The 13,359-nt window shown below is 60.9% G+C and carries 12 protein-coding genes and 1 other RNA gene; all 13 read left to right on the top strand.

All coding sequences use genetic code 11. The annotated features are described in order from the left end of the window. The first annotated feature begins 12 nt into the window (after positions 1 to 12). The 13 genes from FGF54_RS09240 (at position 13) to ftsW (ending at position 13,357) form a co-directional block, all read left to right on the top strand. Positions 13 to 1,203 carry an FAD-dependent oxidoreductase gene (locus FGF54_RS09240; RefSeq protein WP_142779481.1) on the top strand — a complete coding sequence of 397 codons (1,191 nt, stop codon included), beginning with the start codon at positions 13 to 15 and terminating at the stop codon, positions 1,201 to 1,203. 56 nt (positions 1,204 to 1,259) lie between these two features. Further along, an RNA gene (rnpB, locus tag FGF54_RS09235) (RNase P RNA component class A) lies at positions 1,260 to 1,661 on the top strand. A gap of 111 nt (positions 1,662 to 1,772) precedes the next feature. Next, entirely contained in the window at positions 1,773 to 2,051 is a 279-nt protein-coding gene (locus FGF54_RS09230) for a type II toxin-antitoxin system ParD family antitoxin (RefSeq protein ID WP_059756642.1), read from the top strand. A gap of 89 nt (positions 2,052 to 2,140) precedes the next feature. Beyond that, a complete protein-coding gene (locus tag FGF54_RS09225) occupies positions 2,141 to 2,494 on the top strand; it encodes a type II toxin-antitoxin system RelE/ParE family toxin (protein WP_142779480.1) in 354 nt (117 codons plus the stop codon). Between the two features lie 430 nt (positions 2,495 to 2,924). Beyond that, complete coding sequence (gene mraZ / locus FGF54_RS09220; protein ID WP_142779479.1) at positions 2,925 to 3,365, top strand: division/cell wall cluster transcriptional repressor MraZ; 441 nt, start codon at positions 2,925 to 2,927, stop codon at positions 3,363 to 3,365. 14 nt (positions 3,366 to 3,379) lie between these two features. After that, positions 3,380 to 4,405 (top strand): 16S rRNA (cytosine(1402)-N(4))-methyltransferase RsmH, encoded by a 1,026-nt coding sequence (rsmH, locus tag FGF54_RS09215; RefSeq protein WP_142779478.1) that lies wholly within the window; start codon positions 3,380 to 3,382, stop codon positions 4,403 to 4,405. Position 4,406: 1 nt separating this feature from the next. Continuing rightward, on the top strand, positions 4,407 to 4,961 hold the full coding sequence (locus FGF54_RS09210; RefSeq protein WP_020811527.1) for a hypothetical protein: 555 nt from the start codon (positions 4,407 to 4,409) through the stop codon (positions 4,959 to 4,961). Then, positions 4,961 to 6,703, top strand: coding sequence for a penicillin-binding protein 2 (locus FGF54_RS09205; RefSeq protein ID WP_003522193.1), 1,743 nt, complete (start codon positions 4,961 to 4,963; stop codon positions 6,701 to 6,703). Before FGF54_RS09210 ends, FGF54_RS09205 begins: the two co-directional genes overlap by 1 nt. Before the next feature lie 57 nt (positions 6,704 to 6,760). Next, positions 6,761 to 8,230 (top strand): UDP-N-acetylmuramoyl-L-alanyl-D-glutamate--2,6-diaminopimelate ligase, encoded by a 1,470-nt coding sequence (locus tag FGF54_RS09200; RefSeq protein WP_035263157.1) that lies wholly within the window; start codon positions 6,761 to 6,763, stop codon positions 8,228 to 8,230. Continuing rightward, positions 8,227 to 9,660, top strand: coding sequence for a UDP-N-acetylmuramoylalanyl-D-glutamyl-2,6-diaminopimelate--D-alanyl-D-alanine ligase (locus tag FGF54_RS09195; protein WP_035263158.1), 1,434 nt, complete (start codon positions 8,227 to 8,229; stop codon positions 9,658 to 9,660). The genes FGF54_RS09200 and FGF54_RS09195 overlap by 4 nt, the downstream gene beginning before the upstream one ends. Before the next feature lie 23 nt (positions 9,661 to 9,683). Continuing rightward, complete coding sequence (gene mraY / locus FGF54_RS09190) at positions 9,684 to 10,784, top strand: phospho-N-acetylmuramoyl-pentapeptide-transferase (protein WP_003522196.1); 1,101 nt, start codon at positions 9,684 to 9,686, stop codon at positions 10,782 to 10,784. Positions 10,785 to 10,787: 3 nt separating this feature from the next. Next, positions 10,788 to 12,197, top strand: a complete 1,410-nt coding sequence (murD, locus tag FGF54_RS09185; RefSeq protein ID WP_142779477.1) for a UDP-N-acetylmuramoyl-L-alanine--D-glutamate ligase — start codon at positions 10,788 to 10,790, stop codon at positions 12,195 to 12,197. 5 nt (positions 12,198 to 12,202) lie between these two features. After that, positions 12,203 to 13,357: a putative lipid II flippase FtsW gene (gene ftsW, locus FGF54_RS09180; RefSeq protein ID WP_003522198.1), complete on the top strand. Its 1,155-nt coding sequence runs from the start codon at positions 12,203 to 12,205 to the stop codon at positions 13,355 to 13,357. Positions 13,358 to 13,359 lie beyond the last annotated feature (2 nt).

Raw genomic sequence — 13,359 nt, 5'->3', positions numbered from 1 at the left:
GAAGAGGGCGGCATGTCGGGACATTTCAGATACATCGTCGTGGGTCGCGGCATGATGGGTGCCGCCGCCGCCCGCCATCTGGCCGAAACGGTGGATGGCGTCGCGTTGATCGGCCCCGGCGAACCTGCCGACATCAAATCGCATCAGGGTGTCTTCGCCAGTCACTATGACGAGGCGCGGATTACCCGCACCATCGACGGCGATGCCGAGTGGGCGCTGCTCGCCAACCGCTCGATCGCGCGTTATGCCGATATTGCGGCCAGAAGCGGCGTTGAATTTTATGCGCCGGTCGGCTGCCTGATGGTGGGGCCCGAACGGGGCGGCGATAATCCTTTTGTCGACGATGTCCGCAAGGCGGCGGCGCGGCTCGGCGTGTCCACGGAACTGCTGGACGGGGAAAACCTCGAAAGCCGCTTTCCCTATTTCTCCTTCGAGCCGGGTTGCGAGGGGGTATTTGAGAGAAACAATGCCGGATACGTCAATCCGCGTGGGCTGGTGAAGGCGCAGGCTGTTCTCGCTGAAAAGGCAGGCGTGACGCTTATCGACGATATCGTCGTCTCGACTCGGGAAGAGGATGGTCGCGCACGGGTGGAGACGGCCTCGGGCGCGGTTTATACCGCAGACCGGGTGCTGGTGGCGGCCGGCGGCTTCTCGATCACGAAAGATCTGCTGCCGCAGCCGGTGGCCCTCGATGTTTATGCACGCACCGTCGCTTTCTTCGAGGTAGATGAGGGCGATCTGGATCAATATGCGGACATGCCGTCGTTGATCTATGAGCCGCGCGACACGACGAAACATATCTATCTTCTGCCGCCGGTGCGCTATCCGGATGGCAAATTCTATCTGAAGATCGGCGGCGATCCCGACGACAAGAGGCTCGGCAGCGACCCGGAAATCCGGGAATGGTTCCGCTCCGGCGGACGCGAAAGCGTGCGTGATCATCTCTCTGAGATCGTCGGATCGCTGGTGCCTTCCATCGATCTCTCGCGTGTCTCGATGGCCGCCTGTGTCGTCTCCAAAACGCAAAGCGGTTATCCGGCCATCGGCTTCACCGCCTCGCCGAAGATTGCGGTTCTGACCGGCGGCAACGGCACGGCGGCCAAGAGTTCCGATGAGATCGGACGGCTCGGCGCTGTGCTGCTGCGGGACGGAAAGATCGCCGACAGCGCCTTTGCGACGGATTTCAAACCGGCATTTCTTTGATCCTTACCTGCGCTTTTCGGTGGCTTTCGCCCCGGAACATGGTTATGCAGCCCATGCCAGTTGGCCGGGCAGCCGCGCTTTACCAATGTCGAAAGACGGTAAGGTGAGGAAAGTCCGGGCTCCACGGAAATACGGTGCCGGATAACGTCCGGCGGGGGTGACCCCAGGGAAAGTGCCACAGAGAGCAAACCGCCATGCATCGCATGGTAAGGGTGAAAGGGTGGGGTAAGAGCCCACCGCGCTTCTGGTAACAGCGGCGGCAAGGTAAACCCCACCGGGAGCAAGACCGAATAGGGATGACACGGGATGGGCGAAAGCCCGTTCACAGCCGGTTTCCAGGCCCGTCATCCGGGTGGGTTGCGCGAGGCGGCATGCAAATGCCGTCCCAGATGAATGGCTGCCACGTTCCGGGTCAAACCGGGGCCATACAGAACCCGGCTTACAGGCCAACTGGCAAATTTTCCTCAATCTTTGCGGCGGCTCGTGTATGCCGCTTCCCCCATGAATAATCAGGAATGTGTATGATTAAATCATACCGTGTGATACAAGGGGAATGAAAGGCGAAAACCATGCGCACCACCCAAGCTTTCAGCATCACACTTCCCCTGGAAATGGCGGAAATGGTCAAGGCAAAGGTCGCTTCCGGCGAATATGCGACGGAGAGCGAGGTTATCCGTGATGGCCTTCGCACCCTGGCAGCCCGCGATGCGGCCGTGGAGCGCTGGTTGCAGGAAGAAGTGACATCCGCATACGATGCTCACAAAGCAGATCCGGGCAGGGCCAAGCCTCTCAGTGAAGGTTTGGCTGAGGTCAGGGCGCGTATTGCCAAGGGTGAGGGGCGCACATAGCTCCGACCTGTCGGAAGCCCTTTATCTATTTATATTTATGCAATTCGTAATGCCAAGTTGCCGCATGTTTTTGCTGGAAACGCTTTTAAATGAAGTATTACGTTGTGCGCCTGTCACCCGAAGCGCAGACCGATCTGGTGCATATCCATCAAAATATCGCCGGCAAATCAGGGTCGTCCGCTGTCGCAGATCGGTACATTGATCGCATCGGCATATTTCTTTCAACTTTGAATGTCTTTCCCGAACGGGGCACGGTGCGTGACGAACTGCGTGTGGGACTCCGCATAATCGGTTTTGAACGCAGCGTCAGTGTCGCTTTTGTGGTGGAGCAGGACGATGTGGTTGTTCTGCGTCTTCTGGTTAAAGGCCAGGAGTTTGATGAGGAAGCACTGCGCCCTGAGAATGCGGATATAGAGCGCAGCGATGGAAACCATCGTGACTGAGCTTCTCATCGATTCCATTATTTTCTGACATTGACGGCCTGACCCATCTGCCCGTGAAGCCGGATAGTGTGGCCATTTCCTTGTTTTTACAAAGAAAAACAGCGCCTTCACCGCATCTTCCCGTGCTGTGAAAGCGCATCGCCGCGCGGTCCGGTAAACCATTCGTTAAACTTAACGGCTTATGAATTTCCGATGCGAAGTCGGTATCGTGCCGGCTTCTCCCATTGACGCCCATAGTGTCCCATGATATCCCAAATGCACACCACATTGGGTCGTGTTTTTGACCCGCAATCGCTGAAACGAGTGAGGAGCCTACGAGGGGCTGCTGCAGGGCACGTCGCCCTGGCGCTTGGCGATGTGTCGTGCGTACCGGTGTCGTCTGCAAAGTGGATGGTTCGCTTTGCGGAATGCGGTTTTGGCGAGTTGAGTAATGGACCGCTTTTTATCGAACGTGACGAACAGGATCGACGCCAAGGGGCGCGTTTCGGTTCCGTCTCCGTTTCGTTCGGTGCTGGTCAGGCGTGGCATTCAGGAGCTTTATTGTCTTCAGGATTTCGCCTTTCCGGCCATAAGTGTCGGCGGTCCGGATTTGCTGGAGCGCTACGAGCGGCAGATTGCGTCGATGGATGCCTTCTCGCGGCAAGCGAACGCGATGTCGCTGCTGGTTCACGGCGGCGGCGTTTTCATGAAGCTCGACCAGGAAGGTCGATTGATGGTGACGGATTTCGTGCGGGAATTCACCGGCATATCCACCGAGGTCACCTTCGTCGGACGGGCGGATCATTTTCAGCTTTGGCAACCGAATGCGTTTTTGGCGGCGCAGGCGGAAGCAAGAGCGGGGCGCGGTTTTTCGGCTGCTCGCCCCGCCTAGGACGGGGACACGGAATGGCGGCGAATTCAGGCGGACGATCTTCTGATGCCGATGGCGGACCTCAGCGTCACATACCGGTCCTGCTTCGCGAAGTCATTGCCGCGCTGGAGCCGTCATCCGGCAAGATCATTCTCGACGGCACGTTCGGCGCCGGCGGCTACACCCAGGCCATTCTCGATCAGGGCGCCGACGTCATCGCGCTCGACCGCGATCCGACCGCTATCGTCGGCGGCCAGGCGATGGTTGCCGCCAATGGCGGCCGGTTGAGCCTCATCCAGTCGCAATTCTCCGATCTCGCGAAGCATGCCCCGCAAGGCGGGCTCGATGGCGTCGTTCTGGATATCGGCGTTTCCTCCATGCAGATCGACGAGGCCGAACGCGGTTTTTCCTTCCAGAAAAACGGCCCCCTCGATATGCGCATGTCGGGTTCCGGCGTTTCGGCGGCCGATGTCGTCAATCGTGCGAAGGTCAGCGATCTGATCCGCATCTTCGGTTTTCTCGGTGAAGAAAAGCAGCCAGGCCGCATCGCCCGCGCCATCGAGAAGAAGAGGGCGGAGGAGCCGTTCCGCACCACCCGCGATCTGGCCGGCCTCATCGAAATCGTCACGCCGCGTAAGGCCAAAGACAAGATTCATCCCGCAACGCGGGTGTTTCAGGCACTGCGCGTTTTCGTCAATGACGAGCTGGGCGAGCTGGCGCAGGCGCTTTTTGCCGCCGAGCAGGTTTTGAAACCCGGCGGCCGGCTGGTCGTCGTAACCTTCCATTCGCTGGAAGACCGTATCGTCAAGAAATTCTTCTCCGACCGTTCGGGCAAGGCCGCCGGTTCCCGGCACCTGCCGATGGTGGAGGACAAGCCCGCCATTTTCGATAACATCGGAAAGCCGATGATCGCCGCCAGCGATGAGGAGGCGGAACTCAATCCGCGTGCCCGATCCGCCAAACTGCGGGCCGGTCTGCGCACGACCGCACCGGCGCGCGCGGCGGATTATTCGATCTTCGAGCTTCCCGATCTCGCCAGCCTTGAAAAGATGGGAGGCTGATATGCTGCGCACTTTCGATGTCATCTTGATGGGTGTGATGGTCGCCGCGGCCGTCGTCACCTATTCGATCAAGCACAAGGCCGATCTGAAGCTTGAGGAGGTCCGCAAGCTGGAGGCCGAGATCAAGCTTGAGAAGGATACGATCGATCTTTTGAGGGCCGACTGGGCGCTCTTGACGCAGCCGAACCGTCTGCACCGGCTCGTGAATGCCTATCAGGACGAGCTTGGCCTTTCGCCGACGCTGCCGACGCAATTGGCGCAACCGCGCGAGCTGCCCATGCTGCGCTCGCAACTGCCGCAGCCGCCCGAGCCGGAAGGCATGAGCGTCGAGGATGTCATTGCCGCCGCCGTCAACGGTTCCAAGCCGGGTGCGACGCTTGGCGCGGCCACCAAAAAGAAATCACCGCCGGCTGGCCAGATTGCCGTCAACGGCACTCCGGTTCCGACACCCCGGGCGCGTGTTTCCCGTCCCACAGCGGCTCCGGCCGTCTCCGCCGTCGCGGGCGATGAAACCGACGACATGGATGACACGATAACAGGATCGGTGAACCGCTAATGTCTTTTCTCTCCCGCGTCATGGTTTTGAAGAGCAAGGCTCATTTTTCCGCCAGCACCACCGGTGTTTATACCGACCATGCGGCTTTTGAGGGCGCCCGCAAGAAGCGCGCCGCCCAGGCGAAAAGCCGTGTCGGCCTCATTATTTTCGGTTTTGTGGCCTTTTACGCCGTCGTTGGCGGGCGTCTTGTGCAATATGGCATGGCCGAGCAGGAAACGGTATCGAGCATCGCACCCGCCGACCGCTTGATGGCGTCGCGCCCCGATCTTCTCGACCGCAATGGCGAGGTTCTGGCCACCGATATTCGCACCGTCTCGCTTTTCGCCGAACCGCATCGCATCGTCGATATCGATGAGGCTATCGAGAAGCTGCGGACGGTTCTGCCGGATCTCGACCAGCGCAGCACCTATCAGAAGCTTTCCTCCAATTCGCGCTTCCAGTGGCTGCGCCGGCAGCTGACGCCGAAGCAGCAGAGCCAGATTCTGGCGCTCGGCATTCCAGGCGTCGGCTTCCGCCCGGAAAAGCGCCGCTTTTATCCCGGCGGGCCGACCGCTGCGCATGTCGTCGGTCACGTCAACATCGACAATCGCGGCGTTGCCGGCATGGAACGTTACGTCGACAGCCAGGGCCTTGCCGATCTGACGGCGCTTGGCATGACCAGCGACCAGCCGCTGGAGCCGGTGAAGCTTTCCATCGATCTGCGCGTGCAGTCCATTGTCCGCGAAGTTGTGACCTCGGCCATCACCAAGTTCCAGGCGATCGGCGCCGGCGCGGTGGTTCTGGATGTGCATACCGGCGAAGTCCTCGCCATGGCCTCCGTGCCGGATTACGATCCGAACAACCCGGCCGAAGGCGCCAAGGAAGGCTGGCTCAACCGCATGTCGAACGGCACGTTCGAAATGGGGTCCACCTTCAAGTCCTTCACGATTGCCATGGGTCTCGATTCGGGCCGCGTTCGTCTCGGCGATACCTTCGATGCGCGTTATCCGATCCGCATCGGCGGTTTCACCATCAAGGACTTCCACGGCAAGGGCCGGATGCTTTCGGTGCCGGAAATCTTCCAGTATTCCTCCAACATCGGTACGGCCAAGATTGCCGACACGGTGGGAACGGAAGGCCACAAGGAATTCCTCACCCGGCTTGGCCTTTTGACCCGCATGCAGACCGAATTGCCGGAAGTGGCGCTGCCGTCGCAGCCGCGCGAATGGAAGAAGATCAACTCGATTACCATTTCCTTCGGCCACGGCGTTTCCACGACACCGTTGCAGACGGCGGTTGCCGGCGCTGCACTCGTCAATGGCGGCAAACTGATCGAGCCGACTTTCCTGCCGCGTACCCGCGAACAGGCCGATCAGGTGGCCAAGCAGGTTCTGAAGCCGGGCGCCAGCAAGGACATGCGTTTCCTGTTCGAATGGAACGGTGTCAACGGTTCGGGCCGCAATGCGCGCGTCGATGGTTTCAACGTCGGCGGCAAGACCGGCACGGCCGACAAGGTCGTCAACGGACGTTACGTGCACGACAAGAACTTCAACGCCTTCCTCTCGGCCTTTCCAATGGACGATCCGCAATATGTCGTGCTGTCCTTCATCGACGAGCCGAAGACGGACAAGGGCAATGGCGCGGCACTCGCCGGCACATCCGCAGCGCCGATGGTGCGCGATATCATCACCCGCACGGCGGCGGTGCTGGGCGTGAAGCCGAAGTTCGGCAAGGATGGCTCGGCCTTGCTCGTGTCTTATTGATTGTTAGCTTATGATGTTCCGGCGATTCGCGCCGGGGGGACAAGACGGACACAGTCGATGAATTTGCGAGATATATCCGGAAATGCGTTTCCGGAATTGAAGGAATTGCTCCTGTCTGAGATCGGGGCGATCGAAATCGGGGGGATCACCGCAGACAGCCGCAAGGCTGCGCCCGGCAGCCTGTTCGTGGCGGTTGCGGGCACCAGGGCGGATGGCGCGGCCTATGTGAAGGACGCGGTTGCCAAGGGCGCGGTCGCTGTCGTTTCCGGACACGCGCTGGATGCCGATGTGCCGGTGCTTTCGGTCACCGATCCACGCCTCTATCTCTCCCTTGCCGCTTCCCGTTTTTATGGAAAACAGCCGGAAACCATGGTCGCCGTCACCGGCACCGCGGGAAAGACGTCCGTTGCATCCTTCGTGCGGCAGATCTGGGCTTTCGCCGGCCATGCCGCTGCGCAGATCGGCACGACAGGTGTGATTGCACCCGGCCGCGAGGATTACGGCGCGCTCACCACGCCCGATCCGGTAACGCTGCATGCGCTTCTGGCCGAACTTGCGGCCGAAGGTGTGACGCATGCGGCGATGGAGGCGTCCAGCCATGGTCTCGACCAGCGCCGTCTCGATGGAGTGAGGCTGGCAGCCGCCGGTTTCACCAATCTCGGCCGCGACCACATGGATTATCACCCCACCGTCGAGGACTATATGGCCGCGAAGATGCGGCTCTTCGATACGCTGATGGAAAAGGGCGCTCCCGCCGTGATCTTCGCCGACGATCCATGGTCGCAACAGGCGATCCGTGCGGCGCGCGAAGCCGGTCTCGATGTGCGCACGGTCGGTCGCAAGGGCGAATATCTGGCCCTGAAGCGTGTCGAGCACTTCCGTCACAAGCAGATGATCGAAGTGCATCATGACGGCGAGATTTATGAAGTCGACATCCCCTTGGCGGGTGATTTTCAAGTTGCGAACGCTCTCGTCGCAGCCGGTCTTGCCATGTCCACCGGGGTTCCCGCAGCAACCGCGCTGAAGGCGCTTGAAAAGCTGATCGGCGCTGCCGGCCGTCTGGAACTCGTAGGCCAGACGAAGAACGGTGCGCTTGCCTATGTGGATTACGCCCACAAGCCGGATGCGCTGGAAAATGTGCTGACCTCGGTCCGGCCCTTCACCTCGGGCCGCATCATCACCGTCTTCGGCTGCGGCGGCGACCGCGACAAGGGCAAGCGCCCGATCATGGGCGAGGTTGCGACGCGGCTTTCCGACATCGTCATCGTCACCGACGACAATCCGCGTTCGGAAGATGCTGCAACGATCCGTTCCGAAGTCATGGCGGCGGCACCCGGCGCATTGGAAATCGGCGACAGGGCGGACGCTATCCGCCATGCGGTGTCGCTGCTTTCGCATGGCGATACGCTGATCGTCGCAGGCAAGGGGCATGAAGAGGGGCAGATCGTCGGTTCGGTAACGCTGCCGTTTTCCGATCATGAACAGGTGCGCGCTGCACTGGCAGGGCTGGAAGGATCGAAGATTTGAGCTGGTTATGGACAGTCGCCGACATGATCGCCATCACGGCAGGACGCCCCGTGGGCAATCTGCCGACCGGAATCACCGGCATTTCCATCGACAGCCGGACGGTCAAGCCGGGCGAAGCGTTCTTCGCCATCAAGGGCGACCGGGTGGACGGTCATGATTACACCAGCTTCGCCGTTGCGAACGGGGCGGGGCTTCTGGTCGTTGCCGAGGCCAAGCTGCCGGCGCTTGGCCGCCTGACCGTGCCGATGATCGTGGTGGAAGATGTGCTTGCCGCACTCGGCAAGCTCGCCATCGCGGCGCGTGAAAGAACGTCGGCGCGCATCATTGCGGTGACCGGTTCGGTCGGCAAGACCACGACCAAGGAAATGCTGCGGCAGGCGCTCGCCCCTTCAGGCCGGGTGCATGCGGCGGTTGCTTCCTTCAACAACCATTGGGGCGTGCCGCTGACGCTGGCGCGTATGCCGGCCGACACGGAATTCGGCGTGTTCGAAATCGGCATGAACCATTCCGGCGAAATCCGGCCGTTGGTGAAGCTGGTGCGCCCGCATGTGGCGATCATCACGACCATCGCCCCGGCCCATCTCGGCAATTTCAAGAACATCGAAGAGATCGCCGCCGCCAAGGCGGAGATTTTCGAGGGTCTGGAGGAGGGCGGTTCCGTCATCCTCAACCGCGATAACGCCCAGTTCGAACAGCTTGAAGAAGCGGCGCAGGAACAGGGCATCGAACATATCCTCACCTTCGGGCAGCATGCCAAGGCGGATTTCCGCCTCGCGGATTTCGAGAGCACGACGACGGGCTCGACGATCTGGGCGATCCTGAACGGCGAAACCAGCGAATTGCACATCAATATTCCCGGCCGGCACATTGCCGACAACGCCATGGCCGTGCTGGGCGCCGTTGCCGTCACCGGCGCCAATCTCGACCGCGCCTTCGAGGCGCTGGGAACGCTCGAGGCGGTAAAGGGGCGCGGCCAGCGCCATCAGCTGGCAATCAACGGCGGCACCTTCCTGCTGATCGACGAAAGCTACAATGCCAATCCTGCTTCCATGCGCGCGGCGATTGCCGTGCTGGCGGAAACGGAAACGCAGGGTCACGGTCGACGTGTCGCCGTTCTCGGCGACATGCTGGAGATGGGCGAGTTTTCCGCGCAGTTGCATGAAGAGTTGGCGGGCCCACTGCTCGCGGCCGGTATCGAACATGTCTGGCTGGCGGGGGAGGCGATGGCCGCATTGCGAGATGCGCTGCCTGATAGTGTGACCGTCATCTGGTTCCCGACGACGGCGGAACTGACCGATTTCGCCCTGCAATGGGTGCAACCGGGAGACGCGCTGATGGTAAAATCGTCACTTGGCCTCGGTTTCGGCAAGATTGTCGCCGCCCTGCTTGACAAGTATCCGGCATTCCCCGAGACGGAACGCCAAGTCTGAAATAGCCTTTTGAAAGGGCAATTATGCTGATCTGGCTCGTCGAACTGTCGGATAAAATTCAAATCTTCAACCTGTTCCGGTACATCACCTTCCGGGCGGGTGCTGCGATGTTCACCTCTGCGTTGATCGTCTTCCTGTTCGGACCGGCGATCATCAATTCGCTGCGCGTGCGCCAGGGCAAGGGCCAGCCCATCCGCGCCGATGGTCCGCAGACGCATTTCAAGAAGGCTGGCACGCCGACCATGGGCGGGCTGATGATCCTTGCCGGCATTCTCGGCGGTTCGCTGCTCTGGGGCGATCTGTCGAACGTCTATGTCGTCGCCGTTTTGATGGTGACGCTCGGTTTCGGAGCCATCGGCTTCTATGACGATTACCTGAAGGTGACGAAGCAGAGCGACAAGGGTTTTTCCGGCAAGGCCCGTCTCGGCATCGAATTCCTGATCGCGGCGATTGCCGTGTTCTTCATGATGAAGATGGCGCTCGCTTCCGCCCCGCATGGCGGCACGCTCGGCAGTTCCATCGCCTTTCCCTTCTTCAAGGAATTCGTGATCAATCTCGGCTACTTCTTCGTGCTGTTCGGTGCTTTTGTCATCGTCGGCGCGGGCAATGCCGTGAACCTGACGGATGGTCTCGATGGTCTCGCCATCGTGCCTGTGATGATCGCGGCCGCCACCTTCGGCGTGATCGCCTATCTCGCCGGCAACGCGGTTTTCGCCAATTACCTGCAGATCAACTTCGTGCCCGGCACGGGTGAGCTTGCCGTTATCGTCGGTGCGGTCATCGGCGCGGGCCTCGGCTTCCTGTGGTTCAACGCGCCGCCCGCCGCCATCTTCATGGGCGATACGGGCTCGCTGGCGCTTGGCGGCCTTATCGGTTCCATCGCTGTCGCGACCAAGCACGAGATCGTCATGGTCATCGTCGGCGGTCTCTTCGTCATGGAAACGCTGTCGGTCATCATCCAGGTCTTCTGGTTCAAGCGCACCGGCAGGCGCGTCTTCCTGATGGCGCCGATCCATCACCATTTCGAGAAAAAGGGCTGGACGGAAAGCCAGGTGGTGATCCGTTTCTGGATCATCTCCGTGGGTCTCGCGCTGCTTGGCCTTGCCACCCTGAAGCTGAGGTGAGCGATGATCCCGGTCACGTCGTTCAAAGGTAAGAAGGTCGCGCTTTTCGGGCTTGGCGGTTCGGGTCTCGTCACGGCCCGGGCGCTGGTCGCCGGCGGGGCGGATGTCGTTGCTTTCGACGACAATCCCGACAGTGTCGCGAAGGCAGAGGCCGAAGGCATCAAGACGGCGGATCTTCGGACGATTGACTGGCCGAGCTTCTCTTCCTTCGTTCTGGCGCCCGGCGTGCCGCTGACGCATCCGAAACCGCATTGGTCGGTCGACCTTGCGAAGGCTGCAGGCGTCGAGATCATCGGCGATATCGAGCTTTTCATCCGCGAGCGCCGTGCGCATGCGCCGGATTGCCCTTTCATCGCGATTACCGGCACCAACGGCAAGTCGACAACGACGGCGCTGATCGCGCATATTCTCAAGGCGTCCGGCCGCGATACGCAGCTCGGCGGCAATATCGGAACGGCGGTACTGAGCCTCGATCCGCCGAAGGCGCAGCGCTTCTATGTTGTCGAGTGCTCGTCCTACCAGATCGATCTCGCACCGACGATCAATCCGACCGCCGGCATTCTGCTCAATCTGACGCCTGACCATCTCGACCGGCATGGGACGATGCAGCATTATGCCGACGTCAAGGAACGGCTGGTGGCAGGTAGCGGCACGGCAATTGTCGGTGTGGATGACAGCCATTCGACGCTGATCGCCGACCGTATCGAACGCGCCGGTGTCAAGGTGGAGCGCATTTCCAAGCGCAATGTCGTTTCCGAAGGTCTTTATGCCGAAGGCAGCCGCATCCTGCAGGCGCATGGCGGCACTTCCGCGCTGCTGGTTGATCTCGACGGTATCCAGACCCTGCGCGGCAGCCACAATGCGCAGAATGCTGCGGCGGCAATCGCCGCCTGCCTTGCCGTCGGGGTTTCCGAAGAGGAAGTTCGCGCAGGCCTGAAGTCTTTTCCCGGCCTCAAGCACCGTATGCAGCCGGTCGGCCGACGTGGCAATGTCACCTTCGTCAACGACAGCAAGGCCACCAATGCCGATGCTGCGGCACCGGCGCTTTCAAGTTTCGACCGCATCTACTGGATCGCCGGCGGTCTGCCGAAAGCGGGCGGCATCACCAGCCTCTCGCCGCTTTTTCCGCGCATCGCCAAGGCCTATCTGATCGGCGAGGCGGCCGCGGAATTTGCCGCGACGCTTGGCGAAGCTGTGCCTTACGAAATATCCGGCACGCTGGACAAGGCCGTGCAACATGCGGCGGCGGATGCGGAAAAAGATGCGACGGCCGGCAATATCGTGATGTTATCCCCGGCTTGCGCAAGCTTCGATCAATATAAGAACTTTGAGATCAGAGGCGATTCGTTCGTCGCGCAGGTCGCGGCGCTCGATGGCATGACGATGCTGGTTGACTCTGGAAAAGGGGGCTGAAGGCCATGGTAAGCCGAGTTGATCGCGGTCCGGTCGCGGAGTGGTTCTGGACCATCGACCGTTTCTTTCTGGCGGCGTTCATCGCGCTGATGGGCATCGGTCTGATGCTGTCCTTTGCGGCCTCGCCTGCGGTTGCCGAGCGCATCGGCCTCAACAGTTTCTTCTTCGTCGAGCGTCAGGCGATGTTCATGGTGCCCTCGCTGGCGATCATGGTCGGCCTGTCCTTCCTGTCGCCGCGTCAGGTGCGCCGCGTGGCGGTCATCATGCTGATCGCCTCGCTGCTGATGATGATCTTCGCGCTATTCTTCGGCATCGAGGTCAAGGGTGCGCGGCGCTGGATTTCCATCGGCACCTTCTCGATCCAGCCATCGGAATTCATGAAGCCGGCCTTCGTCATCGTCTGCGCCTGGCTGTTTGCCGAACGGGCGCGCCATCCTGAAATTCCGGGCAACCTCTTCGCCATCATCACCTTCGGCATCGTCGCGGCGCTCCTGATCGCCCAGCCGGACTTCGGCCAGACGATCCTGACGTCGGTGGTCTGGGGCGGCATGTTCTTCATGGCCGGCGTGCCGTGGTTCTGGATCATCATGCTCGGTGGCGTCGGCGTCGGAGGCATCATCTCCGCTTATCTGATGCTGCCGCACGTGGCCGGTCGTATCGACCGTTTCTGGACCGGCGAAGGCGATACGTTCCAGGTGGATACGGCGCGTGAGGCTATCATTCGCGGCGACTGGTTCGGTCGCGGACCGGGCGAGGGCATCGTCAAGCGCATCATTCCCGATAGTCATACCGACTTCATCTTCTCGGTGGCGGCGGAAGAATTCGGCATCGTCTTCTGCATGTTCCTCGTCGCGATCTTCGCCTTCATCGTGCTGCGCGGCCTCTCGCACGCCTTCAAGGAAAAGGACGATTTCTGCCGCTTTGCCGTGGCCGGCCTCGTTTTGCAGATCGGCATGCAGTCGATGATCAATATCGGCGTCAATCTGGAACTGATGCCCGCCAAGGGCATGACGCTGCCGCTGATTTCCTATGGCGGTTCGTCGATGATGGCGATCTGCGTGACCGCCGGCTTCCTTCTGGCGCTGACACGCCACAGACCCGAAAAGCGGGCGCAGGAGCGGAGTTTCTTCCGCGTCGGTTCCGGCGTTCCCGCGGAGTAAAC

Source organism: Agrobacterium sp. T29 (assembly GCF_006970545.1).
In the GTDB taxonomy this organism is placed as follows: Bacteria; Pseudomonadota; Alphaproteobacteria; order Rhizobiales; family Rhizobiaceae; genus Agrobacterium; species Agrobacterium leguminum.
The sequence above is the reverse complement of the archived record's forward strand: the minus strand, read 5'-3'. Positions and strand labels throughout refer to the sequence as shown.

Bases quoted from the DNA above. Each gene is read 5' to 3' on its own strand.
- rsmH (WP_142779478.1), top strand. From the start codon at position 3,380: ATGGCGGCGAATTCAGGCGGACGATCTTCTGATGCCGATGGCGGACCT.
- mraY (WP_003522196.1), top strand. From the start codon at position 9,684: ATGCTGATCTGGCTCGTCGAACTGTCGGATAAAATTCAAATCTTCAAC.
- FGF54_RS09210 (WP_020811527.1), top strand. From the start codon at position 4,407: ATGCTGCGCACTTTCGATGTCATCTTGATGGGTGTGATGGTCGCCGCG.
- mraZ (WP_142779479.1), top strand. From the start codon at position 2,925: ATGGACCGCTTTTTATCGAACGTGACGAACAGGATCGACGCCAAGGGG.
- ftsW (WP_003522198.1), top strand. From the start codon at position 12,203: ATGGTAAGCCGAGTTGATCGCGGTCCGGTCGCGGAGTGGTTCTGGACC.
- FGF54_RS09240 (WP_142779481.1), top strand. From the start codon at position 13: ATGTCGGGACATTTCAGATACATCGTCGTGGGTCGCGGCATGATGGGT.
- FGF54_RS09230 (WP_059756642.1), top strand. From the start codon at position 1,773: ATGCGCACCACCCAAGCTTTCAGCATCACACTTCCCCTGGAAATGGCG.
- FGF54_RS09200 (WP_035263157.1), top strand. From the start codon at position 6,761: ATGAATTTGCGAGATATATCCGGAAATGCGTTTCCGGAATTGAAGGAA.
- murD (WP_142779477.1), top strand. From the start codon at position 10,788: ATGATCCCGGTCACGTCGTTCAAAGGTAAGAAGGTCGCGCTTTTCGGG.
- FGF54_RS09205 (WP_003522193.1), top strand. From the start codon at position 4,961: ATGTCTTTTCTCTCCCGCGTCATGGTTTTGAAGAGCAAGGCTCATTTT.
- FGF54_RS09225 (WP_142779480.1), top strand. From the start codon at position 2,141: ATGAAGTATTACGTTGTGCGCCTGTCACCCGAAGCGCAGACCGATCTG.